We start from the raw sequence: 24010 nt of genomic DNA on the forward strand, positions 1-24010 counted from the left end.
CTTAACCTCGCGACGTACCTTTGGGCCTTTCAATACGCCCATAGGGCATGCAAATCCGGAGGTGCTCCCCGGCTTGCGCTTGGCGCGACGACACGCTTAACGTCGCGCGCTAGGGCATGGCCTGGAAGGTGGACGCCGGTCTTCCCGAAAGAACACGCCCAAACCAACCAACGAGATCGTGGCGCGAACCGTTCCGTTCGCATCATGATCGAAGAAACGTATCGAGACCAACTTGATGACCCGCATTGCCGTTGGCGGCTTCCTGCACGAGACCAACACCTTCGCACCGACGAAGGCAACCTATGACGACTTCGTGCACGGCGGCGGCTGGCCGTCGATGACGCATGGCACCGAGGTGCTCAAGGTCATGCGCAAGATCAATGTCGGCCTCGCCGGCTTTGTCGAGGCCGCGGAAGCCAATGGCTGGGAGCTGGTGCCGACGATTTTCGCGGCGGCGAGCCCGTCGGCGCATGTGAGCAAGGACGCGTTCGAGCGGATCGTGACGGAAATGGTCGACGGCATTGTCGCGGCCGGCCCGATCGATGCCGTCTATCTCGACCTGCACGGCGCCATGGTCACCGAACATTATGACGACGGCGAAGGCGAAACGCTCGCCCGCGTGCGCAAGGCCATCGGCAACGACCTGCCGCTGGTGGTGAGCCTCGATCTGCATGCGAACGTCTCGCCCCAGATGATCGAACATGCCGATGCACTAATCGCCTACCGCACCTACCCGCATGTCGACATGGCCGACACCGGCCGCGCCTGCGCCCGGCATCTGGCGCTGATGCTGAAGACAGGACAGCGGTTTGCCAAGGCATTCCGGCAATTGCCGTTCCTGATCCCGATCAGCTGGCAATGCACCAACGACCAGCCCACCAAGGGCATCTATCAGAAGCTCGCGGCCCTCGAGAGCGATTCCGTGCCGACGCTGTCGTTTGCGCCGGGCTTCCCGGCCGCCGATTTCAGGGATTGCGGGCCGAGCGTGTTCGCCTATGGCCGGACGCAAGCCGATGCAGATGCGGCGGCCGACAAGGTCGTCGCCCTGGTCGAGAGCCATGAGGACGATTTCGACGGCCGGATCTATTCGCCGGACGAAGGTGTGCAGCTGGCGATGGAGCTGGCGAAGTCGGCCAGCAAGCCGATCATCATCGCCGACACCCAGGACAATCCCGGCGCCGGCGGCGATTCCGACACCACGGGCATGCTGCGCGCGCTGGTGCGCAACAGGGCGAGTGCCGCAACCGGCGTGATCTACGACCCGCAATCGGCGAAGGCTGCGCACACGGCAGGCGTCGGCTCAACCGTCACGCTCGAGCTCGGCGGCAAGTCCGGCATTCCCGGCGACGCGCCATACCGGGAGACTTTCGTGGTCGAGCAGCTCTCGGACGGCAGGTTCGTTGCGCCCGGCCCCTATTTCGGCGGCCGCGACATGGATATGGGGCCCTCGGCTTGCCTGCGGGTCGGCGACGTCCGCGTCGTCGTCGGCTCCTACAAGGCCCAGCTTGCCGACCAGTCGATGTACCGCTATGTCGGCATCGAGCCGACCGCGCAGAAGATCCTGGTCAACAAGAGCTCGGTGCATTTCCGCGCCGATTTCGAGCCGATCGCCGAGAAACTGCTGATCTGCGCCGCGCCCGGCGCCATGCCGGCCGATACCGCCACACTGCCGTGGAAACATTTGCGTCCCGGCATTCGTATCAAGCCTAATGGCCCCACTTTCACCCCCTCCTCCCCATCACGCACAAACGGATAGAGATCATGCCGACCATTGAGCGCATCGACAGTTTTGCCGACGAACTCACCGCCATCAGACGGGATCTGCATGCGCATCCCGAGATCGGCTTCGAGGAGGTCCGCACCTCCGGCATTGTCGCCGACAAGCTCACGAGCTGGGGCATCGAGGTGCACCGCGGCCTCGGCGGCACCGGCGTGGTCGGCGTGCTCAAGGGCAACGGCAACAGCAGCAAGAAGATCGGCCTGCGCGCCGACATGGACGCGCTGCCGATGGAGGAAAACACCAATCTGAAGTGGCGCTCGACCATCCCCGGCCGCTTCCATGGCTGCGGCCATGACGGCCACACCACGATGCTGCTCGGCTCGGCGCGCTATCTCGCCGAGACCCGCAATTTCGACGGCACCGTGCATTTCATCTTCCAGCCGGCCGAGGAAGGCCTCGGCGGCGCGCGCGCCATGATCAAGGACGGCCTGTTCAAGCAGTTCCCCTGCGACGAGGTCTACGGCCTGCACAACGCGCCCGACCTCAACCATGGCGAGATCGCGATCCTGCCGGGCCCGGCAATGGCCGCAGCCGACTTCTTCGACATCAGGATCCAGGGCTACGGCGCGCATGGCGCGATGCCGGAGCGCTCCAAGGACGCGGTCGTGATCGCAATGACGCTCGGACAGGCGTTGCAGTCGATCGTCAGCCGCAACGTCGATCCGCTGCAGGCTGCGGTGCTGTCGATCACGCAGATCCATTCCGGGTCGGCGTACAACGTCATTCCCGGCGAAGCCTGGATGTGCGGCACGGTGCGCTGCTTCTCCGACGAGATCCGTGAGCTGATCCGCAAGCGGATGCGCGAAATCTCCGCCGGCTTTGCGGCGGCATATGACGCCGAAATCTCGGTCGAGATCCGCGACGGCTTCAGCGTACTGGTGAATCAGGAAGAGCAGTCCCGCGTCGTCGAGGAAGTCGCACGCACCGTGGTCGATCCGGCCAAGGTGATCACCCGCTCGACACCGAAGATGGGCAGCGAGGATTTCGCCGACATGATGCAGGCCATTCCCGGCGCGTATTTCTGGGTCGGCCATGACGGTTCAGTGCCCGTCCACAACCCCGGTTACGTTCTCGACGACAAGATCCTGCCGATCGGCGCCAGCATGTTCGCCCGCATCATCGAGAAACGTATGCCGGCAGGTGCGCATGCATAAGCCGAAAGGGGACGCCATCACGTCGCTGCACGCTCTCTCGGCCGTCGACCTGCTCGCCGGCTACCGTGCAAAGCAGTTCTCGCCGTCCGAGGTGCTCGAGGAAATCATCTCCCAGGTCGCGACCTGGGAGCCGCACATCAAGGCGCTGTACCTGTACGACCCCGACGGCGCGCGGAAGGTCGCCAAAGCTGCGACCGAGCGTTGGCAGCAGAGCGAGCCGGTCGGCACGCTCGACGGCGTGCCAGTCACCATCAAGGACAACGTCGCGACCAAGGGCCAGCCGGTGCCGCTGGGTGCCGCCAGCGTGAAGCTTGCGGATGCGGAAAAGGATGCGCCACCTGCCGCGCGGTTGCGTGAAGCCGGCTGCGTGATCTTCTCCAAGACGACGATGCCGGATTACGGCATGCTGTCGTCGGGGCTGTCGTCGTTCCATCCGCTCACCCGCAACCCCTGGGATATCAGCAAGAATCCCGGCGGCTCGAGCGCAGGCGCGGGCGCGGCCGGTGCGGCCGGCTACGGCCCGCTGCATCTCGGCACCGACATCGGCGGCTCGGTGCGGCTGCCGGCCTCCTGGTGCGGTCTCGTCGCCCTGAAGCCAAGTCTCGGCCGCGTGCCGATCGATCCGCCCTATGTCGGCCGCGTGGCGGGGCCGATGACCCGCACCGTGGACGACGCCGCGCTGATGATGAGCGTATTGTCGCGCCCCGACCGCCGCGACGGCATGAGCCTGCCGGCACTCGAGGTGAACTGGAAGGCGCTGGAGAAGTCGCCGCGCAAGCTGCGCATCGGGCTGATGCTCGACGCCGGATCCGGCCAGAAGGTTGAGAAGGACGTTCGCGAGGTCGTCGTCAAGGCGGCGAAGGCGTTCGAGTCCGCCGGCGCCGTCATCACCGAGATCGACGGCATCCTGACGCCTGAGATGCTCGAGGGGCTCGACAATTTCTGGCGTGCGCGGACCTGGGACGAGCTGTCGAAATTGTCGCAGGCCGACCGCGGCAAGACCCTGCCCTACATCCTCAACTGGGCCGAGGCCGGCGCAAAGCTCTCCGGCGTCGATGTGGTGCGCGGCTTCAATCAGACGATGGCGATCCGCGCCGCCGCCGCAAAGCTGTTCTGCGACGTCGACTACGTGATCTCGCCGGTGTCGCCGGTCGTGAACTTCCCGGCGGAATTCGCAGCACCACTGAACGACCCCGCAAAGCCGTTCGAGCACATCTGCTTTACCGTGCCGTGGAATATGTCGGAGAACCCGGCGCTGTCGATCAACGGCGGCTATGACAAGAAGGGCTTTCCGATCGGCGTCCAGATCATCGGCCGCCGCTTCGACGACATCGGCGTGCTCGGCATCGGCAAGGCGTTCGAAGGCCTGCGCGGCCCGCAGAAGCCGTGGCCCACGCCGCCGAAGAAGTAGCGCCTCAACGCAAGTCAGGATGCGCGGAACCACACCGCGCATCCGACTTCTTCACAAGGGATGATTGCCGGGTTAACTGAATGGAGACGCGCGCCAGCGCCGTTCATTCAAGAAAACCGAGAGGAAATCATCCCCATGGCGTATGAGACGATCAAGTACGAGGTCGCCGAGCAGATCCTGACCATCACGCTGAACCGGCCCGACAAGCTCAACGCCTTCAACGCCACGATGCAGCAGGAGCTGATCGGCGCGTTCGACAAGGCCGACAAGGACGACGACATCAGGGCCATCATCGTGACCGGTGAAGGCCGCGGCTTCTGCGCCGGCGCGGATCTATCCTCCGGCGCCAACACTTTCGACCGCGATGCGCGGCGCGGTCCGGTCAAGCGCAATGCCGACGGCAGCGTCGACTACAGCGATCCGCAGGTGCGCGACGGTGGCGGCCAGGTGACGCTGCGCATCTTCAAGTGCCTGAAGCCTGTGATCGCCGCGGTGAACGGCCCGGCAGTCGGCATCGGCGTCACCATGCAGCTTGCGATGGATATCCGCATTGCCTCCGAAGCCGCGCGCTTCGGCTTCGTGTTCTCCCAGCGCGGCATCGTGCCGGAGGCCGCTTCGAGCTGGTTCCTGCCGCGCATCGTCGGCATCTCGCAGGCGCTGGAGTGGTGCTACTCAGGCCGCGTCTTCCCGGCACAGGAAGCGCTTGCCGGCCGGCTCGTCAGCAAGGTGGTGCCGCCGGAGGATCTGTTGCCGACCGCACGCGCGCTCGCGAAGGAATTCGCGGCCAAGACCGCGCCGGTGTCGGTGGCGCTGATCCGTCAGATGATGTGGCGCATGATGGGCGCCGACGACCCGATGGAGGCGCACAAGGTCGACAGCCGCGGCATCTATGCCCGCGGCCGCTCCGAGGACGTCAAGGAAGGCGTGGTGTCGTTCCTGGAAAAGCGCCCGGCACAGTTCAAGAACAAGGTGTCGTCGGACATGCCCGACTATTTCCCGTGGTGGCAAGAGCGCGACTATAAGTGAGCGAACGGCGTCCCGCGGCGTCCACTCCTGACGGCGTCGTCCTGCTGCATGGCATCAGCAGGACGGCGCGCTCGTTTCGCAGGATGGAGCTGGCGCTCAGGGATGCCGGTTTTGCCACCCTCAATCTCGACTATGACAGCCGGCGCAAGGGGCTCGATGCGCTGGCGGAGGACATCCATCCGGCCATCGATCTGTTCGAGCGTGGTCTCGACGGCGCTTCCGTGCATTTCGTCTGCCATTCGATGGGCGGCCTGCTCGCACGCGTCTACCTCGCACGACATCGCCCCGCGCGGCTCGGCCGCGTCGTGATGCTGGGCACGCCGAACGGCGGCAGCGAGATCGCCGACCGCCTGAAGCACCTCGCAGCCTATCGTGCCTTCTTCGGTCCGGCCGGCCAGCAGCTCGTCACCCGCCGCGATGCCACGACCAGCGCGCTGCTGCCGGCGATCGATTATGAGGCCGGCGTCATCGCCGGCAACCGCTCGGTCTATCCGATCACGTCCATGGGACTGCCGCGGCCGCATGACGGCCGGGTGTCGGTTGCCAACACCCGGCTCGACGGCATGGCCGATCACATCGTGATCCGCACCTCGCATCCCTGGCTGGTACGCAACCGCGAGGCGATCGCGCAGACGCTTGTGTTTTTGCGGAATGGGAAGTTCGCAAAGGCGTAACCGTCATTGCGAGGAGCCAACGGGTCCGGCCTTCGGCCGGCCCGATGATAAACTCCGCGACGAAGCAATCCATACCTTCCACACGGTGAGCATGGATTGCTTCGTGGAGCCTGTCATCGGGCGCGCGTTCGCGCGACCCGTTGGCTCGCAATGACGAACTACTACATCAACAGCGCCACACGCCCGATCGCCTTGCGTTCGATCAAGAGGCGCATCGCCTTCGCGTAGTCCTCTAGCGGCAGCCGGTGTGAGATATTCGGTCGCACCCGTCCGGCCTCGGCCCATTCGCTCAGCGCCTTGACCCTGACCTCGCCGAGCGCGGGGTTCTTCCGCACTGCCTCACCGGCGCGAACGCCGAGCACGCTCGCGCCCTTGATCATCAACAGATTGGTGCGGGCGAGACCGATACCGCCGGTGAAGCCGACCACGAGAATGCGCGCGCCCCAGTTGATGCAGCGCATCGAGTTCTCGAACACCTCGCCGCCGACGGGATCGAACACGACATCGGCGCCGCGGCCGTCGGTGAGACGCTTGACCGCATCGCGGAACGGCTCGCGCGCGTAGAGCACGAGATGATCCGCGCCACGTTCTTTGGCAACCGCAAGCTTCTCCTCGCTCGAGGCCGCCGCGATCACGGTGGCGCCGAGCAGCTTACCGATCTCGACCGCGGCAAGCCCGACGCCGCCGCCGGCGCCATGCACAAGCAGCACCTCGCCCGGCTTGATCTGCCCGCGATCGATCAGCGCGTGATGCGCCGTGCCGTGCGCGGCAAGGAAGGTCGCGCCTTCGGCATAGTCGAAGGTCGACGGCACCGGCACAAGCTGCGACGGTGTCGCAACGGTCTCGTCGCAATAGGCGCCAAAGCGCATCTTGACGATCACCTTGTCGCCGACGGCGACTTCAGACGCTCCGTTGACCTCGACGACATCGCCGGCAGCCTCCGAGCCCGGCGTGAACGGCAGCGACGGCTTGAGCTGGTACTCGCCGGCGGCCATCAGGATGTCGGGGAAATTGATCCCGGCGGCACGGATCGCGACGCGCACCTGCCCCGGCTGCAAAGGCACCGAGGCAAAGCTTTCCAGTTGCAGGCGCTCGGGCGGGCCGAGCTCGCGGCAAACGACAGCTTTCGGCATCAGGCGGCTCGCGCCTTGAGGCGGGCCAGCGCCTCGCGGATCAACGGCAGGCGGTCGTTGCCGAAATACATGTCGGTCTTGTCGAGATAGATCGTGGGCGAGCCGAAGCCGCCGCGCGCCATCACCTCCTCGGTGTTGGCCTTGAGCTGGTCCTTGATCGCCTGGTCGCCGATACCGGCCAGGAACTGCGCCGGATCGATCCCGAGCTTGCTGCAGATCCCGGTCAGCACCGCATCCTGCGAGATGTCCTTGTCGTCACCCCAATAGGCCTCGAACACCGCGCGGGCGAACGGCACCATCTTCTCGTTGCCGAGCCAGATGCAGCCGCGCATCGCCTTCACGCTGTTCACCGGGAACACGGTCGGCGGCATCTTGATCGCAAGGCCGGCCGAGCGCGCCCAGTCGGCGAGATCCTTTTTCATGTAGCGCGCCTTCAGCGGCACCGGCTTCTCGCGTTGCGCGTAGACCGACGGATTGACGGTGTTGAAGATGCCGCCGACCAGGATCGGCCGCCAGCTGATCGGCGCACCGAACTCCTTCGCGATCGGCTGGATGTTGTGCCAGGCCAGATAGGTCCACGGGCTGGAACAGTCGAAGAAGAATTCGATCATTGGCGTTTCCCTTTGTCTTTTCCATAGTCATTGTCGTCATTCCGGGATGCGCTGCAAGGCGCGGACCTCGCGACTGTGTCGCGCCGCGGAATAACTGACATTAATTCTTCTCGACCAACTCCTTCGCACGCTGGCCGAACATGTTCTTGCGTGATTCCTCGTCAAACGGCTCCTTGACGAATTTTCCGATCGCAAGGCCCGCCTGGACCTGCGGCCGGGCGCGCACGGTCGCGTACCAGCGCTTGATGTTCGGGTAATCGTCGAGGGTAAAGCCTTGCGCCTTGTGGGTCATGGTCCAGGGGAAGCAGGCGATGTCCGCGATCGAATAATCATCGCCCGCGATATAGGCGCCGGTCTTGCCGAGCTGGCGGTCGAGCACGCCATAGAGCCGCGCCGTCTCGTCGCGGTAGCGCTCGATTGCGTACGGAATCTTCTCGGCGGCATAGAGCGCGAAATGGCCGTGCTGGCCGAGCATCGGCCCGAGGCCACCCATCTGCCACATCACCCATTGGATGACGTTCGACCGCGCACGCAGCTCCCGCGACAGGAAACGGCCGGTCTTGTCGGCGAGATAGATCAGGATCGCGCCGGTCTCGAACACCGAGAACGGACCGCCGCCGTCGGCAGGCGCATGGTCGACGATCGCGGGGATGCGGTTGTTCGGGCTGATCGCCAGGAATTCGGGCCGGAATTGCTCGCCGGCGCGGATGTTCACCGGGATCACCTGATAGGGCAGCCCCAGTTCCTCCAGCATGATCGAGATCTTCCAGCCGTTTGGCGTCGGCGCGTAGTGCAGGTCGATCATCGGCGTCCTATTCCCCCGTCACAAAGACTTTTGTTGTTCTGTACGTTCACCTTAGGGCATGGCACACAGGCGCTCAATCAGAACCCACCGGGAGGCACCCATGCTGTTTCCAACGACGATTGCAGGCTCCCTGCCGAAGCCGGAATGGCTCGCCGAGCCGAACATGCTGTGGGCGCCGTGGAAATCCGAAGGCGCCGAACTCGCCCGCGCCAAGCGCGATGCCACGGTGCTCGCGGTCAAGCTGCAGGAAGATGCCGGCGTCGACATCGTCACCGAAGGCGAGCAGGCGCGCCAGCACTTCGTGCACGGTTTTCTGGAACGGATCGAGGGCATCGATTTCGCCCACAAGGTCGAGATGGGCATCCGCAAGGACCGCTATAAGGCCATGGTCCCGCAGGTGGTCGCGCCGCTGCAGCTCAAGGGCCGCGTCCATGAAAGCGAGGCGCGCGCGGCGCGCGCCCACACCAGGAACAGGCTGAAGTTCACCCTGCCCGGCCCGATGACGATCATCGACACCATCGCCGACAAATATTACGGCGACCGCGTGAAGATGGCGTTCGCCTTCGCCGAGATGTTGAACCAGGAGGCCAAGGCGTTGCAGGCCGACGGCGTCGACATGATCCAGTTCGACGAGCCTGCCTTCAACGTTTACATGGACGAAGTCCGCGACTGGGGCATCAAGGCGCTGGAGCGCGCCGCCGAAGGCCTGACCTGCGCCACCGCCGTGCATATCTGCTACGGCTACGGCATCAAGGCCAACACCGACTGGAAGCAGACGCTCGGCGGCGAGTGGCGGCAATATGAAGAGACCTTCCCGGTGATCGACAAGAGCACGATCCAGCAGGTCGCGATCGAATGCCGCAACTCGAAGGTGCCGATCGAACTGCTCGCGGCGCTCCCCGGCAAGATCGTCCAGGCCGGTGTGATCGACGTCGCCAGCGACGAGGTCGAGACCGCGGAGGACGTCGTCAAGGTGATCGAGGCAGTCGCGAGATTCGTACCGAAGGGCAACATCATCGCGACCACCAATTGCGGCATGGCCCCGATGCGGCGGGACATCGCCGAAGCCAAGCTGATCGCGCTCGGTGCCGGCGCGAAACTGGCGCGGCAGCGGCTGGCGTAAGAGCAGCGCCGGTGGCTCAGCCCAGTGCGGCCGCCGCGCTCGGATGCAGCACCGGCCGATAGCCGGCCTGAAACGCACGGAGGGTCGACGGCGGCGTCAGCAGCATCGCGGGACCGGTCACGTCGGCCCGCTCGTAGCCGGCGAACGACCAGCGCAAGGTCCTGCCACCGGCAACGAGGTAACTCTCGCCGTTCGCCTGTACCATCGCGCCGTCAGGTAGCGCGGCGAGCGGCATCGGCAGTGGATGCAGCCGCTTCTTGCCGCGATCGAGCCGCTCGGCGTGCAGTACCGCATCCATCGCCTTGGCGCTGAGATCGCTCGTGCCGTTACCCTCCTCCCACGCGGCACGAAACCGCTTGGCGTCGTCGCGGCGGCAGTAGAAGCAGGGCCGGTGCCCGGCTGCGAATGCGGTCGCTTCATCGAGGAAGAACAGCTCGGTCCAGCTCTGTTGGCTCATCACCTCGCGTCGCCGTCCCCTGAACTCGCAGACGCAGGTGAGCCAGGCCGGGCTCGACCAGCGCTTGTTCAACAGTGTGCGGGTCGCGGGATCGTGGATGATGCCGCGATTGCCGGTGAAGGTGCCGCGATGTTCGGCCGCGACGATGTCGCCTGTCGGGGTGACGCGGTTTTGCAGGGGCATGCTTCTGACTTCCCCCTCGCCCCGCTCTTGCGGGGAGAGGGTCGGGGTGAGGGGCTGTGTCCGCAAAGATAGTGAGAGATGAACTCGCGGTGAGTCCCCCTCACCCGGATCGCATTGCGCTGCGCTGCATGCGATCCGACCTCTCCCCGCAAGCGGGGCGAGGTGACTCTCTATGCCGCCCCGTCGCGGATCGGCGGCTGGAACGACAGCGCGGTGTCCCAGGGAAAGAAGATCCAGGTGTCCTGCGACACCTCGGTGATGTAGGTGTCGACCAGCGGGCGGCCCTTGGGCTTTGCGTAGACCGTTGCGAAATGCGCATCGGGGAGCATCTCGCGCACCAGCTTGCCGGTCTTGCCGGTATCGACGAGGTCGTCGACGATCAGAAGCCCCTTGCCGGTGCCGCCGCCGAGCTTGGCGGTCTGCTCCGAAATGCCCTTGAGCACTTTCAGGTCGCCCTGCTTGTCGTGGTCGTAGCTGGCGACGCAGACCGTATCGATCACCCGCAAGCCGAGCTCGCGCGCCACGATCGCCGCCGGCACCAGCCCGCCGCGGGTGATCGCGATCACCGCGTGGAACGGGCCAACCTCGTTGAGCCGCCAGGTCAGCGCCCGGCAATCCCGATGGAATTGATCCCACGAGACCGGGAACGGCCTGCCGGCCCGATCCTGCGCATTCTGTTCAGAATTTCGTTCAACCATGTCGCCTCAACCCGCCGGCTTCTTCTGCACGGCCTGCACCTGCTTCAACATCTCCTTCACCGCAGCCATCGCGGCGGCGAGCTTCTCCGGATCGCGCGAGCGCACCACCAGATTGGTGTTCGGCTTCTGGTTCTCGTCCTGGAACGGATAGCTGCCGATGATGGTGTCGGGATTGGCTTCCGCGATCGCCCGCAGCGGGCCGCCGATGTCGCCTTCCCTTGCGTCGGCGCGGACCGAGTCCGACAACATCCGCACGCCGGATTTCAGGGTCGGCGCCACGATGTCCATCATCGCCTGCATGATGGTGGGGATGCCGGCCATCACGATGACGTTGCCGAGCTTGAAGCCCGGCGCCAGGATGGTCGCGCTCTGGATCAGCTCGGCGCCATCGGGCACCCGGGCCATCCGCAGCCGCGCCTCGTTGAGGTCCTGCTCGGTCCAGCGCTCCCTGAACCGCGCCACCACGTCGGGATGATGGTGGATCTCGACCCCGAACGCCTTCGCCACGCTGTCGGCGGTGATGTCGTCATGGGTCGGCCCGATGCCGCCGGTGGTGAACACGTAATTGTACCTATGCCGCAGCGCATCAAGGGCGGACACGATGTCGGCCTCGTCGTCGGCAACGACGCGGACCTCTTTCAGGTCGATGCCGATATTGGTCAGGTATTCGGCGATGAAGCCGATGTTCTTGTCCTTGGTCCGGCCGGACAGGATCTCGTCGCCGATCACCAATATCCCCGCCGTGACGATCTCGCTCATGGTCTCATTTCCTTAAACTTGATCCCCTGACATTGCCGTTCCAATGCCTTGATGTCACGGGGTTTTGCCGCCGAATTAAGCAGACCTCAGCCGGTTTTTCGGGCAGGCCTTCCGCCTCCCCCTTAGCAAATGCCAGAAGCCAATGCATATCGCGCTGGCCCGCCCCTTGCTACCATCCCATCAAGTCATGCACTGTGTCACATGGCTTGGGAGGGCAATCGGGATATATGGCAGTCGCGTTCGATGAGATGAACGGCCTCGGCGAGGATCTCCGCCCGGCCTACCAGGAGCTCTCCCGCTGGCTCAAAGAGACGCCGCCGGATGCGCTCGAATATCGACGCCAGGAAGCGGAGCTGCTGTTCCGCCGGATCGGCATCACCTTCGCGGTCTACGGCGATTCCGAGGCCCAGGAACGGCTGATCCCCTTCGACGTCATTCCGCGCATCATGTCGGCGACCGAGTGGACGCTGCTGGAGAAGGGCCTCAAGCAGCGCGTGCTCGCGCTCAACATGTTCCTCAAGGACATCTATCACGGCCGCGACATTCTGCGCGCCAACATTATCCCCGAAGACCTGATCTTCCAGAACCCGGTGTTCCGGCCGGAAATGAACGGCCAGGATGTGCCGCACGACATCTACGTCCACATCGCCGGCATCGACATCATCCGCACCGATCCGGACAACTTCATCGTGCTGGAGGACAATGCGCGCACGCCGTCTGGCGTCTCCTACATGTTGGAAAACCGCGAGATCATGATGCGGCTGTTTCCGGACCTGTTCGCGCGGCACCGTGTCGCGCCGGTGGAGCGCTATCCGGACGAGCTGTTGTCGGCGCTGCGGTCGGTGGCGCCGCACAGCGCCTCCGCCGAGCCGACGGTCGCGCTGATGACGCCCGGCGTCTACAACTCGGCCTATTACGAGCACTCCTTCCTGGCCGACAAGCTCGGCATCGAGCTGGTCGAGGGTCGCGACCTCATCGTCAAGAACGACGAGGTGTTCATGCGCACCACCGAAGGCCTGAAGCGGGTCGACGTCATCTACCGCCGCGTCGACGACGACTTCCTCGACCCCCTCACCTTCCGGCCGGATTCCGCGCTCGGCGTCCCCGGGCTGATGTCGGCCTATGCGGCCGGCAACATCACGCTCGCCAACGCGGTCGGCACCGGCATCGCCGACGACAAGGCGATCTACTCCTACATGCCCGATATCGTGAAATTCTACCTCAGCGAGGAGCCGATCCTGAAGAACGTGCAGACCTGGCGCTGCCGCGAACCGCAGGACCTGTCCTACGTGCTCGACAACCTCGCCGACCTCGTCGTCAAGGAGGTGCACGGCTCGGGCGGCTACGGCATGCTGATCGGTCCGGCCGCCACCAAGGCGACCATCGAGGCGTTTCGCGACAAGCTCAAGCGCGAGCCGGAGGGCTTCATCGCCCAGCCGACGCTGGCACTGTCGACCTGCCCGACCTGCACCGACAAGGGCCTGGCGCCGCGCCATGTCGACCTCCGCCCGTTCGTGCTGACCGGCTCTAGCCACACCACCATTGTGCCCGGCGGGCTGACCCGCGTCGCGCTGAAGGAAGGCTCGCTCGTGGTCAATTCGAGCCAGGGCGGCGGCACCAAGGACACCTGGATTCTGAGTGAGTGATTTGAAGCCCAACGCGCTGCGCGAGACCTCCCTCCCCCTGCAAGGGGGAGGGTCGGGGTGGGGGTCGGCCGCATACGCCGAATGGAGAGAGGACCCCCACCCGCCGCTGCGCGTCGACCTCCCCCTTTCAGGGGGAGGTGAAACACGTTTCGTCTTGTAGGGACTATCGCATGCTGTCGCGCACCGCCGAAAACCTGTTCTGGCTGGCCCGTTATGTCGAACGCGCCGAGTATCTCGCGCGCACGATCGACGCCACGCTCCGTGTCACCGCATTGCCCGCGGCCTATATCGGCAAGACCAATGAGTGGGATTCCGCGCTGCTCACCGCCGGTGTCGGCGCGGCCTTCTACGACCATTACGAAGAAGCCAACGAGCGGAACGTCGTCGAGTATCTGTCCTTCTCGTCGGAGAATCCGTCCTCGATCAAGAACTGCATCGAGGCCGCGCGGCTCAATTCGCGTTCGGTGCGCACCGCGCTGACGTCGGAGATGTGGGACACCATCAACTCGTCGTGGATCGAGCTGCAGGCGGTCTGGAACAAGGGTCCCGCCAACCGCGAGGAGCTGGCCAAATTCCTGCGCTTCGTGCAGGAGACCTCGCTGCGCTTCGACGGCTCGGCCTACCGCACCATGCTGCGTAACGACGCCTACTGGTTCTCGCGGCTCGGCGTGCATCTCGAGCGCGCCGACAACACCGCACGTATTCTCGATGTGAAGTATCACATGCTGCTGCCCGAGGAGGAGCATGTCGGCGGCCCGCTGGATTACTACCAGTGGACCTCGATCCTGCGCTCGGTGTCGGCAACGACCGCCTATCACTGGGTGTACCGGGAAACCCTGAAGCCCTGGCTGATCGCCGACCTCCTGATCCTCAACGACACGCTGCCGCGGTCGCTTGCCAGCTGCTACAGCAACCTGGTGCGCAACCTGGACCAGATCGGCGTCGCCTATGGCCGCCAGGGCGCCGCCCAGCGCCACGCCCGCGGCATCAGGAACCGGCTCGAGCACAGCCATATGGACGATATCTTCCAGCACGGCGTCCATGAATTCATCCAGGAATTCCTTGCCGATAATTCGCGGCTGGGCGAGATCGTCGCCAAGCAATATTTGATCTGACCGCCACGGCGGGAAAAGTGCTCAAAATGTCGTCATGACCGGGTTGATCCCGGTCACCCATGTCTTGCTTTCGCGGCCGATTAGGAAGAAAGACGTGGATGCCCGGGGCATGATGTTCCTGCCCCCAAAGACCGACTGAATCCCGGTTGAACCATGCGCCTGCGGATAGCCCACACCACCACCTATCGCTACGAGCCGGCGGCCTCGGGCGTGATCCAGATTCTGCGGATGACGCCGGGCAGCCATGACGGCCAGTATGTCGCCGACTGGCAGATCGACGTCTCGACCGATTCCCGGCTCGACACCCATGAGGACGCGTTCGGCAACGTCACCCATGTGCTGACGCACGGCGCGATCACCGACCTTACGATCCATTGCGAGGGCCTGGTCGAGACCCAGGACACCGGCGGCGTGCTGAAAGGCACCGACGAGCGGTTTCCGGCGAGCCTGTTCCTGCGTGCCACGCCGCTGACCGATCTCAACCCGGCGATGACGAGTTTCGTGCGCGAGCTGCGCGCGGAAGCCGGCGCCGACGTGCTCGGCTTCCTGCACGCGGTGATGGTGCAGATCTACGAGCACATGACCTTCGACGAGGACCCGACCAACAGTGCCACCTCGGCCTCCGAGGCGTTCGCGCTGAAGCGTGGGGTCTGCCAGGACTACGCGCACATCCTGATCGCCTGCGCCCGCGCCGGCGGCGTTCCGGCGCGGTTCGTCTCCGGCCACTTCCTGCGCTCCGACGGCATGGTCAACCAGCAGGCCGGCCACGCCTGGGCCGAGGCCTTCGTGCCCGATCTCGGCTGGGTCGGTTTCGACCCCGCCAACGGCATCTGCACCACCGACGCCCATGCCCGCGTTGCGATCGGCCTCGATTATCTCGGTGCCGCCCCGGTCCGCGGCACCCGCTATGGCGGCGGCAACGAGACGCTGACGGTCGCGGTCAAGGTCGACCAGGCCGGCCGCCCCGGACAGTGGCAGAGCCAGACGCAGTCGTAAGGCTGATCCCTCTCCGCATCCGTCATTGCGAGCGCAGCGAAGCAATCCATCTGACCGCTTGCGGAGGCATGGATTGCTTCGTCGCTTCGCTCCTCGCAATGACGGCAGGGGTGCTATGATCGCTGCTGCAAACCGGATCAGCGAGAGAAACCATGGCAACTGTGAAACTGCTCTCCGACGACGAATTCTCGGCCGACGCACGCGCCGTCTTCGACGACATCCGCAAGACGCGGAACTCGGACTTCATCAACAATTTCTGGCGCGCGCTCGCGCATGATCCGAAGACCCTTCGGCGGACCTGGGAGAGCATCAAGGAGGTGATGGCGCCGGGCGCGCTCGACCCAAAGGTCAAAGAGATGCTCTATGTTGCGGTCTCGGTGGCGCATGGCTGCAGCTACTGCATCCATTCGCATACTGCGAGCGCACGCGCCAAGGGCATGACCGAGGCCGAATATCAGGAAATGCTGGCGATCGTCGGCATGGCCGCCGAAACCAACCGTCTGGTCACCGCGCTCGGCGTGCCGGTGGACGAGGCGTTCCTCGTCGATGCACCGGCGGGACGAAGCCAGGAGCCGTAACGAGCCTGCGCCCGCCCCTACGTCGCGTCACTTGTCCAGCCAGACATCCTCGAAACGCAGATTGTTGTACTGGCTGTTGTCGTGCGGATGAAAATTCCTCACATAGGGCTGCCAGCAATTGCCGGCCGATGAGTGCAGGATGACCGGCCGCGCCGCATCGTCGACCAGCAGGCGCTCGATGTCGAACACGATCTTGCGGCGCTTGTCCTTGTCGACCTCGCGCGACTGCGCAGCCAGCAGCCTGTCGACCTCGGCATTGCAATATTGCGTATAGTTGCGCTCGGAGTTGCAGGAATAGTTCTCGACCAGATTGCCGTCGGGATCGTCGACGCTGACGCCGGTGACATTGAGGCCGATCGTGTAATCCTTGCGTTGCAGCCGCGAGTACCAGCGCGGCGTGTCGAGGATATCGAGCTCGGCGACGATGTAGATCTTCTTGAGCTGGTCGGCGAGGATCACCGCCGGGTCGCGATAGGTCGGCAGATTGCGGGTCTGGATCTTGATCGACAGCGGCTTGGCGTCCGTGTAGCCGAGCTTCTGCATGATCGCCTGCGCGTCCGCGAGATTCTTCTCGGTATCCGCGCCGTAGCCCATCAGCGTCGACAGGATCTCCGGCGGCATGCCCCACTCGCCTTCCGGCTTGGCCTGCATCGCGCCGCCGAGCCGGCCGGTGTCTTCGAACAGGATGGTGTTGAAGGCGTTGCGATCCAGCGCCAGCGACATCGCCTTGCGGATCTCCGGATTGTCGAACGGCGGATTGACCCGGTTGACCAAGAGATTGATCTGCAGATTGGTCGAGGTCATCTCGCAGATCGCGTTCGGGGCCCGCGCCTTGACGTCCTTCATCAGGGGAATGCTGACGTCGGACGGAAATGTGATGTCGTAGTCGCCGGTCGCGAACGCCAGCATGCGCGTGGCGCGGCTGTCGATCGAGCGCACCGTGATCTCGTCGAGATACGGCCGGTCCTTCTTGAAGTAATCGGGGTTGCGCACCAGACGGATCGAATCCCCGCGCCGGAATTCGACGAATCTGAACGGCCCGGTGCCGATTGGCTTGGTGCGCATCACCTGCTGCGGCACGTGGCAGGGATAGACCACCGAGAACGCGCTGGCGAGCAGCGCCAGCAGGCCGGGCTGCGGTTCGGTCAGCTCGAAGGTCGCTTCATCGTCGCCATTGATGCTGACGTCCTTGAGCTTCGAATACCAGACCTTGCGCGGATTGCGCTTGAAGTCCTGGGTCTCGCTCTTGCCGATCAGCATCCGCCAGGTGCACTGCACGTCCTTGGCCGTGAACGGCTGGCCGTCATGCCACTTCACGCCGTGATGCAGCTTGAAGGTGAGCTTTGTGTTGGTCTGGTCCCACGACCAGCTCTCGGCAAGATCGGGGATCACGGTGTCGATGCTTTCATGCACCTTGGCCGGATCGAACACCACGAGGTTGTTGAAGACCGCCGCGAACGGCATCACCGAGGCGATGGTGGATTCCTCGAGCAGCGAGGTCGAGGGCGGATTGTCGTTGTGATAGAGCCGCAAGGTGCCGCCCTTCTTCTGCGCCGTTGCAGGGCTCGCAGCCATCACTGCTGCGCCCAATGCCATGATGCACGTGGCCAGTTTGAACGACATTCTCGCCTCCCGGAATTTCTTGTTGTTGTCGGTTGTGGGCAGTCGACCACAACGCCAGGTGCCCCGCAATGACACGGGAGCGCAGATCATTGCCGGCTGCGCGCAACGCAGAACGAGGCCGGGCAAGCACGGGATTCTCAGGCGGCCAGCGGCGGAAAAGGCCTCACGCGGACCGTCGCCGGACCCCTCTTGACCGGCCATCGCATGTCCCGTCACGGGGAATTAGGGTTGGATGCGACCTCGAAATTGGCTACACGTTTGGCGCCGAGAAACTCGGACCGTTTGAGGACTGCAAATGACCTATTGCTGCGGAATTCTGGTGCGCGACGGCCTCGTCATGATCGCCGATACCCGCACCAATGCCGGCCTCGACAACGTCTCGACCTTCCGCAAGCTGCACATCTTCGAAAAGCCCGGCGACCGCATCATGGCGATCGCCAGCGCGGGGAATCTCGCGATCAGCCAGTCGGTGCTCTCGACCCTGACCGAGGGCATGGAAGATCCGCACACCGGCGAGCTCGAGACGCTGATGAACGCGCCGACCATGTTCCAGGCAGCGCAGCGGATCGGCCGCGCCATCCGCTCCGTGCATACCACCGAGGGCGATGCGCTGCGTTCCGAAGATATCTCCTTCGACGTCTCGTTCCTGTTCGGCGGCCAGATCAAGGGCTCGCGGATGCGCCTGTTCATGGTCTACACCGCCGGCAACTTCATCGAATGCACCACCGATACGCCGTATTTGCAGATCGGCGAGCACAAATACGGCAAGCCGGTGCTCGACCGCGCCATGCATTACGACGTCGAGCTCTACGAGGCCCTGAAGACCGGGCTGATCTCGATGGATTCGACGATGCGCTCCAACCTCGGCGTCGGCCTGCCGATCGACGTGCTGGTGGTGCGCACTGACGCCTGCGAGGCCGATCTCAATCACCGCATCGAGGCCGGCGAGCCCTATTTCCACGATCTGCGCTCGCGCTGGTCGGCGGCGCTGCGCGCGGCGCACCAGAATATTCCACGCCCACCCTACAAGAACGAAACCGAAGCAAAAACCAAGTAAGAGGAAACTCGGATGACCGAAGCAACCAGCAAGATCGCGCTCGTGACCGGCGCCGGCACCGGTGTCGGACGCGCGGCATCGCTCGCATTGATGGACAAGGGTTACACCGTGGTGCTCGTCGGGCGCCGCATCGAGATGCTGGAAGAGACGGCCAAGCTCGGTCCCGCCGGCAAGAGCCTGTGCGTCTCAGCCGACATGGCCAACCCGGCCGCGATCGCCGCGTTGTTCGACAAGGTGAAGGCGACCTATGGCCGGCTCGACGTTCTCTTCAACAATGCCGGCATGGGCGCGCCGCCGGTGAACTTCGAGGACTTGGCCCTCGAGCAGTGGCAGGCCGTGGTCAACACCAACCTCACCGCGCCGTTCCTGTGCACCCAGCATGCCTTCCGCATCATGAAGGACCAGACGCCGCGCGGCGGCCGCATCATCAACAACGGCTCGATCTCGGCGCACGCGCCGCGGCCGTTCTCGGCGGCCTACACCTCGACCAAGCACGCCATCACCGGCCTGACCAAAGCCTCCAACCTCGACGGCCGCATGTACGACATCGCGGTCGGCCAGGTCGATATCGGCAACGCCGCGACCCCGATGACCGACCGCATGGTCAGCGGCCCCGGCGTGCTGCAGCCGGACGGCACCACCAAGCACGAGCCGCGCATGGACGCCAAGGCGGTCGGCGATGCCGTGGCCTACATGGCCGGCCTGCCGCTCGACGCCAACGTGCTGTTCATGACCGTGATGGCGACCAAGATGCCGTTCGTGGGCCGGGGCTGATCTTCTTCTCCCTGCTTGCGGCAGGACGATCACGTCGTCATGGCCGGGCATAGCCGTCCGAAGGACGGCGTCGCTTCCGATCCGCCTATGTCCCGGCCATACCGTTCCAGGGGCGCACGGCCAAAATATCGAAAACAACCCCATGCAAAGTAGCCGGCGGCTGCCGGCGTTCGACACCGCAACTTGACACGTCGGGCAAATCAGCGATATTCTTCTATTATTCCGAAATTGTGTACCGTCATGCGAGCGAAGCGAAGCAATCCATCGATCCCCGCGGGGAGAGATGGATTGCTTCGTCGCTTCGCTCCTCGCAATGACGGGTGGGGATAGCCTCCCTACTCCAGCTTCTCGACATCCCGCAGCGTCGGGAACAGCTTCATCCAGAGCAGCGCGATCGCGACCGTCGCGACGCCGCCGAGCGCGGCCGACGGCACGGCGCCGAGCAGCGCCGCGGTGACGCCGCTCTCGAACTGGCCGAGCTGGTTGGACGCGTTGATGAACAGGAAGTTCACCGCGCCGACGCGGCCGCGCATCTCGTCGGGGGTGGCGAGTTGCACCAGCGAGAAACGGATCACGACGCTGATCGTGTCCGCAGCGCCGAGCACCGCGAGCGCCAGCGCCGACAGCCACATCCATTGCGACAGCGCGAACACCACCGTCGCGACGCCGAACACGATCACCGCCTGGAACATCCGCATGCCGACGCGGCGGTCGATGGTGTGCCGCGCCAGCACCATCGTCATCAAGAGCGCACCGACCGCGGGCGCGGCGCGCAGGATGCCGAGCCCGAGCGGGCCGGTTTGCAGGATGTCGCGCGCGTAGATCGGCAGCAGCGCGGTGACGCCGCCGAACAGCACCGCGAACAAATCGAGCGAGATAGTGCCGAGGATCGCCGGATTGCTGCGAACGAAGGTGACGCCGGCATACAGGTCATCCGACACCTCGCCGTTCTTCGCCGCCGCCTGCTGCAGCCGGCCGATGCCGCCGGTGAGCAGCGCACCGAACAGCCAGAACACCATCATGATGGCGTAGGGCGCGCTCGGCATCAGCGCATAGGCGAAGCCGCCGAGCGCGGGTCCGGTGATGGTCGCGACCTGGGCAGCGCCGCTCGAGATCGCGGTCGCCCGCTGCAGCGAGCCTTGCGGCGCGATCAGCGGCAACAGCGCGGCAGTCGCAGGGCTCTCGAACGCGCCGGCGATTCCGAGCACGAAGGTCGCAGCGAAGATCTGGATCTCGGAGATGGTGCCGGCAAATGTGCTTCCGGCGAGAAACAATGCGGTCAGCGCTTCCGCCACCTGGCAGGCCTGCACCACACGCTTGCGCTCGAAGCGGTCGGCGGCGTGGCCGGCGACGAACACCAGCAGCGCCGTCGGCAGGAACTGCACCAATCCAACCATGCCGAGGTCGAACGCGCTGCCGGTCAGATCATAGATCTGCCAGCCGATCGCCACCGCGCCGATCTGGCTGGAGAAGCGCGACAGGCTGCGCGACGACAAGAAGAACAGGAACGGTCTGTGGCCGAGCAGATCGCGGGCGCCGGCCGGCGTGGCGGAGGACATGCATGATTGCGTGACTGAGCCCCTGCAACTTGTCAATGGATTCGGGATGAACGCGCAACAGCATTGCGCTGCGCGAGGCCCCTGCCATAATCCGCGAAGGTTTTTGGGGGCGTGATGTTACAATTGCAATCGGCGTTCGGCGTGGTGGCGTTGCTCGTGATCGCCTGGGCGCTGAGCGAAAATCGCCTGAAGGTGTCGCTGCGGCAGGCGGCCATCGGACTTGTCGTCACGATCGTCACCGCGCTGGTGCTGATCAAGGTGCCGCTGGCGACGCAGGCCTTCGGGGCGATCAACGATGCCGTCGGCACCATCGCGGCCGCGACGCGCGCCGGCACCGCCTTTGTGTTCGGTTATGTCGGCGGCGGTCCGGCGCCGTTCGATCCCAAGGCGCCGGGCTCGGATTTCATCCTCGCCTTCCAGGCGCTGCCGATCGTGCTGGTCATGAGCGTGCTGACGACGCTGTTGTTCTATTGGCGTGTGCTGCCGCCTGTCGTGCGCGGCATGGCCTGGATTCTCGAGCGCACGCTCGGTGTCGGCGGCGCGGTCGGGCTTTCCACCGCCGCCAATATCTTCCTCGGCATGGTGGAAGCGCCGCTCTTCATCCGCCCCTATCTGGCGCAGCTGACCCGCAGCGAATTGTTTCTGGTGATGACCGGCGGCATGGCCGGGATCGCCGGCACCGTGCTGGTGCTGTATGCGACGCTGCTCGCGCCGCTGATATCAGATGCGGCCGCGCATTTCGTTATTGCCTCGGTGCTCGGCGCGCCGGCCGCGATCCTTGTCAGCCTGATCATGGTGCCGGAAACGTCGGACAGGCGCACCGGCGGATCGCTCGATGATCCCGATGTTCAGGTGTCATCGACGATGGACGCCATCGTGAAGGGCACCGTCGCGGGCCTCGAGCTGCTGATGAACATCATCGCGATGCTGCTGGTGCTGGTGGCGCTGGTGTATCTGGCGAACGCGATCATCGGCCTGCTGCCGGAAATCGGCGGCGCGAAGATGTCGTTGCAACGGCTGCTCGGCTACGTCATGGCGCCGGTGTGCTGGCTGATGGGCCTGCCATGGCCGCAGGCGATCACGGCCGGAAGCCTGATGGGCACCAAGACCGTGCTGAACGAGCTGATCGCCTATGTCGACCTGTCGAAGCTCGGCCCCGACGCGCTCGATCCGCGCTCACGCCTGATCATGCTTTACGCGATGTGCGGTTTTGCCAACTTCGCGAGCCTCGGGATCATGATCGGCGGCCTCGGCATCATGGCGCCCGAGCGGCGCGACGAGATCAACGCGCTCGGGCTGAAGTCGATCGTCTCGGGCACGCTGACGACCTGCCTGATGGGCGCGATCGTGGGGATGATGACAACGCCGTAGCCCGGATGGAGCGCAGCGCAATCCGGGGCCGTCCGACTGCGGGCGCGAATCCCGGATTTCGCTTCGCTCCATCCGGGCTACGATGCCGCCAAGCCCGGCCATGACGCAGCGATACCTACGCCTTCAACTCCACCGTCTTGAACTCGGCCGGCAGGATCACCTCCAGCAGTTCGACGTCGTCGGAATAGTCCAGGATCATGTGCCGGATGCGCGGCGGCTGGGTCCAGGCGCTGCCCTCTTTCATCAGCGTCTCGCCTTCGCCTTCCATGTAGGTCTTCACCCAACCCTTGAGCACATAGACCATCTGGAAGTCGACGTCGTGGAAGTGCAGCTTCGACACCTCGTCCGGATTGCACGGTCCCTGCAGCCGGATGACATGCGCCTGCGCGAGGCCATGGGATGCTGCGGCAATACCGAGGTCGCGGTACTTGGCGTAGGCGCGCAGCCCGTCGGCCTTGAAATCCTCTTCGTGGTGATGGCTGATGGCGACGCGCTGCTTCGGCCGTGCCTTGGTTGGTGCCTTGGTTGCCGTCTTGGGCGCGCTCTTCTTGGCCGCCGAGACGCGGCCCTTGGACTTGACGGTCTTGCGCGCGGACGATTTCGCCGACGATTTCTTGGCGCCGGCGCCAAGCCCCGACCATTTCTTCTTCACCGCGGTCTTGGCTGCGGATCTCGATGCCGTCTTCTTGGCCATTGTTCGCCTCCCGTCTTTTTGTGACGGGCGAAGGCTAACACAAGTCGCGCCGCGCGAGGTGGGCAAAGGCGCAAGCCGCGCCTCGCCCCTTGCCTTGCCCCCTTTGCGGATCAGTGCAGCCGGAACACGCCGTCGACGGCGCGCAGTTCGGCCGGCTTGACCAGCTTGGAATGCGCCACCGTCACCGAGAACAGCGGGCCTTCGAGCTTCTCCTGCCAGAAGGCGAGGAAATCCCGCAGCGCCGGAAATTTCGGAAACAGGTCGTAGTTCTGCCAGACATAGGTTTGCAGCAACGAGGGATGGTCCGGCATCCGATACAGGATTTGCGCCGTCGTCAGCCCATACCCCAGCAACTGCTTCCGGAAATCGTCGGAAACAACCCCACCAACTCGCGAGACCATGCCAACCTCCTGTGACGGAGCGCATTCACATGGCGGCCGACCCCCGCCGGACCACCGGCAATGGATGCGCTCACATGAGAGAAATGTGACGCACGCGACTAACCCATCTCAAGCCTAAATGTTTAATAGGTTGTTGAAATTTCTTGCGTTAGCAGCAGCTTACCGCATCTGCTAATAGCCCCGGCGACCCTGCGCGGCGGCATTAAGGATGCCGAAATGATCTCGAAATGATCCTGGCAGCCGTCATTCGCGAGTGCCAATTTTTCTGCTAGAGCCACTTGCCCGCTGCCAGGCGTTGGCTTATCTCCTGCACAGTCACCTGGCACTCGCCGGGCTCGACTGCTAACAGCCAAAAAATCTACAGCATCCGCAAATGTTTAGG

The 24010-nt window shown here is 64.6% G+C and carries 23 protein-coding genes; 13 read left to right on the forward strand and 10 right to left on the reverse strand.

Translation table 11 applies throughout. The annotated features are described in order from the left end of the window. Positions 1–235 precede the first annotated feature (235 nt). The 5 genes from ACVIGB_RS13260 (at position 236) to ACVIGB_RS13280 (ending at position 6045) form a co-directional block, all read left to right on the forward strand. A complete protein-coding gene (locus tag ACVIGB_RS13260; RefSeq protein ID WP_456722352.1) occupies positions 236–1756 on the forward strand; it encodes a M81 family metallopeptidase in 1521 nt (506 codons plus the stop codon). Between the two features lie 5 nt (positions 1757–1761). Then, on the forward strand, positions 1762–2934 hold the full coding sequence (locus ACVIGB_RS13265; protein ID WP_456722351.1) for a M20 aminoacylase family protein: 1173 nt from the start codon (positions 1762–1764) through the stop codon (positions 2932–2934). After that, positions 2927–4345: an amidase gene (locus tag ACVIGB_RS13270; protein ID WP_456722350.1), complete on the forward strand. Its 1419-nt coding sequence runs from the start codon at positions 2927–2929 to the stop codon at positions 4343–4345. The genes ACVIGB_RS13265 and ACVIGB_RS13270 overlap by 8 nt, the downstream gene beginning before the upstream one ends. Positions 4346–4480: 135 nt before the next feature. Next, entirely contained in the window at positions 4481–5371 is an 891-nt protein-coding gene (locus tag ACVIGB_RS13275) for a crotonase/enoyl-CoA hydratase family protein (protein ID WP_456722349.1), read from the forward strand. After that, the gene (locus ACVIGB_RS13280; RefSeq protein WP_456722348.1) at positions 5368–6045 is read left to right on the forward strand and encodes an esterase/lipase family protein; all 678 of its coding nucleotides are present in this window, start codon (positions 5368–5370) and stop codon (positions 6043–6045) included. The genes ACVIGB_RS13275 and ACVIGB_RS13280 overlap by 4 nt, the downstream gene beginning before the upstream one ends. A gap of 161 nt (positions 6046–6206) precedes the next feature. On the opposite strand, the gene ACVIGB_RS13285 is transcribed toward ACVIGB_RS13280, so the two are convergent. The 3 genes from ACVIGB_RS13285 to ACVIGB_RS13295 form a co-directional block, all read right to left on the reverse strand. Next, positions 6207–7178 carry an NADPH:quinone oxidoreductase family protein gene (locus ACVIGB_RS13285; protein ID WP_456722347.1) on the reverse strand — a complete coding sequence of 324 codons (972 nt, stop codon included), beginning with the start codon at positions 7176–7178 and terminating at the stop codon, positions 6207–6209. After that, the gene (locus ACVIGB_RS13290) at positions 7178–7789 is read right to left on the reverse strand and encodes a DsbA family protein (RefSeq protein ID WP_456722346.1); all 612 of its coding nucleotides are present in this window, start codon (positions 7787–7789) and stop codon (positions 7178–7180) included. Before ACVIGB_RS13290 ends, ACVIGB_RS13285 begins: the two co-directional genes overlap by 1 nt. Positions 7790–7889: 100 nt before the next feature. After that, positions 7890–8594, reverse strand: a complete 705-nt coding sequence (locus ACVIGB_RS13295; protein ID WP_092115216.1) for a glutathione binding-like protein — start codon at positions 8592–8594, stop codon at positions 7890–7892. Between the two features lie 100 nt (positions 8595–8694). Here ACVIGB_RS13295 and ACVIGB_RS13300 point away from each other — a divergent pair, with 100 nt between their 5' ends. Next, a complete protein-coding gene (locus ACVIGB_RS13300) occupies positions 8695–9717 on the forward strand; it encodes a methionine synthase (RefSeq protein WP_456722345.1) in 1023 nt (340 codons plus the stop codon). 16 nt (positions 9718–9733) lie between these two features. Here ACVIGB_RS13300 and ACVIGB_RS13305 read toward each other — a convergent pair whose 3' ends face one another. The 3 genes from ACVIGB_RS13305 to ACVIGB_RS13315 form a co-directional block, all read right to left on the reverse strand. Continuing rightward, the gene (locus ACVIGB_RS13305) at positions 9734–10357 is read right to left on the reverse strand and encodes a hypothetical protein (protein ID WP_456722344.1); all 624 of its coding nucleotides are present in this window, start codon (positions 10355–10357) and stop codon (positions 9734–9736) included. A gap of 170 nt (positions 10358–10527) precedes the next feature. Continuing rightward, positions 10528–11055 (reverse strand): xanthine phosphoribosyltransferase, encoded by a 528-nt coding sequence (gpt, locus tag ACVIGB_RS13310; RefSeq protein ID WP_092115219.1) that lies wholly within the window; start codon positions 11053–11055, stop codon positions 10528–10530. A gap of 6 nt (positions 11056–11061) precedes the next feature. After that, positions 11062–11814, reverse strand: coding sequence for a competence/damage-inducible protein A (locus ACVIGB_RS13315; RefSeq protein ID WP_456722343.1), 753 nt, complete (start codon positions 11812–11814; stop codon positions 11062–11064). Between the two features lie 227 nt (positions 11815–12041). Between ACVIGB_RS13315 and ACVIGB_RS13320 the strand changes: the two genes are divergently transcribed. From ACVIGB_RS13320 to ACVIGB_RS13335, 4 genes are all read left to right on the forward strand, one after another. After that, a complete protein-coding gene (locus tag ACVIGB_RS13320) occupies positions 12042–13460 on the forward strand; it encodes a circularly permuted type 2 ATP-grasp protein (protein WP_163161604.1) in 1419 nt (472 codons plus the stop codon). Positions 13461–13630: 170 nt separating this feature from the next. Next, positions 13631–14575: an alpha-E domain-containing protein gene (locus ACVIGB_RS13325; protein ID WP_092115222.1), complete on the forward strand. Its 945-nt coding sequence runs from the start codon at positions 13631–13633 to the stop codon at positions 14573–14575. Between the two features lie 153 nt (positions 14576–14728). After that, the gene (locus ACVIGB_RS13330) at positions 14729–15571 is read left to right on the forward strand and encodes a transglutaminase family protein (protein ID WP_456722342.1); all 843 of its coding nucleotides are present in this window, start codon (positions 14729–14731) and stop codon (positions 15569–15571) included. A 152-nt stretch (positions 15572–15723) separates the two neighbouring features. After that, positions 15724–16149: a carboxymuconolactone decarboxylase family protein gene (locus ACVIGB_RS13335; protein ID WP_456722341.1), complete on the forward strand. Its 426-nt coding sequence runs from the start codon at positions 15724–15726 to the stop codon at positions 16147–16149. A gap of 27 nt (positions 16150–16176) precedes the next feature. On the opposite strand, the gene ACVIGB_RS13340 is transcribed toward ACVIGB_RS13335, so the two are convergent. Further along, positions 16177–17772 carry an ABC transporter substrate-binding protein gene (locus ACVIGB_RS13340; RefSeq protein WP_456722340.1) on the reverse strand — a complete coding sequence of 532 codons (1596 nt, stop codon included), beginning with the start codon at positions 17770–17772 and terminating at the stop codon, positions 16177–16179. Between the two features lie 295 nt (positions 17773–18067). Here ACVIGB_RS13340 and ACVIGB_RS13345 point away from each other — a divergent pair, with 295 nt between their 5' ends. Both ACVIGB_RS13345 and ACVIGB_RS13350 read left to right on the forward strand, forming a co-directional pair. Beyond that, the gene (locus tag ACVIGB_RS13345; RefSeq protein WP_456722339.1) at positions 18068–18829 is read left to right on the forward strand and encodes a peptidase; all 762 of its coding nucleotides are present in this window, start codon (positions 18068–18070) and stop codon (positions 18827–18829) included. A 12-nt stretch (positions 18830–18841) separates the two neighbouring features. After that, a complete protein-coding gene (locus tag ACVIGB_RS13350) occupies positions 18842–19603 on the forward strand; it encodes an SDR family oxidoreductase (RefSeq protein ID WP_456722338.1) in 762 nt (253 codons plus the stop codon). A 335-nt stretch (positions 19604–19938) separates the two neighbouring features. Here the strand turns inward: ACVIGB_RS13350 and ACVIGB_RS13355 are convergent, their stop codons facing one another. Then, a complete protein-coding gene (locus tag ACVIGB_RS13355) occupies positions 19939–21162 on the reverse strand; it encodes an MFS transporter (RefSeq protein WP_456722337.1) in 1224 nt (407 codons plus the stop codon). A gap of 114 nt (positions 21163–21276) precedes the next feature. Between ACVIGB_RS13355 and ACVIGB_RS13360 the strand changes: the two genes are divergently transcribed. Continuing rightward, positions 21277–22533: a NupC/NupG family nucleoside CNT transporter gene (locus ACVIGB_RS13360; RefSeq protein WP_456722336.1), complete on the forward strand. Its 1257-nt coding sequence runs from the start codon at positions 21277–21279 to the stop codon at positions 22531–22533. Positions 22534–22648: 115 nt separating this feature from the next. On the opposite strand, the gene ACVIGB_RS13365 is transcribed toward ACVIGB_RS13360, so the two are convergent. Continuing rightward, positions 22649–23227: a cupin domain-containing protein gene (locus tag ACVIGB_RS13365; protein ID WP_207830855.1), complete on the reverse strand. Its 579-nt coding sequence runs from the start codon at positions 23225–23227 to the stop codon at positions 22649–22651. A gap of 110 nt (positions 23228–23337) precedes the next feature. Further along, entirely contained in the window at positions 23338–23628 is a 291-nt protein-coding gene (locus tag ACVIGB_RS13370) for an usg protein (RefSeq protein WP_092115230.1), read from the reverse strand. Between the last annotated feature and the right edge of the window lie 382 nt (positions 23629–24010).

The sequence above is a fragment of the Bradyrhizobium sp. USDA 4341 genome (genome assembly GCF_054063755.1).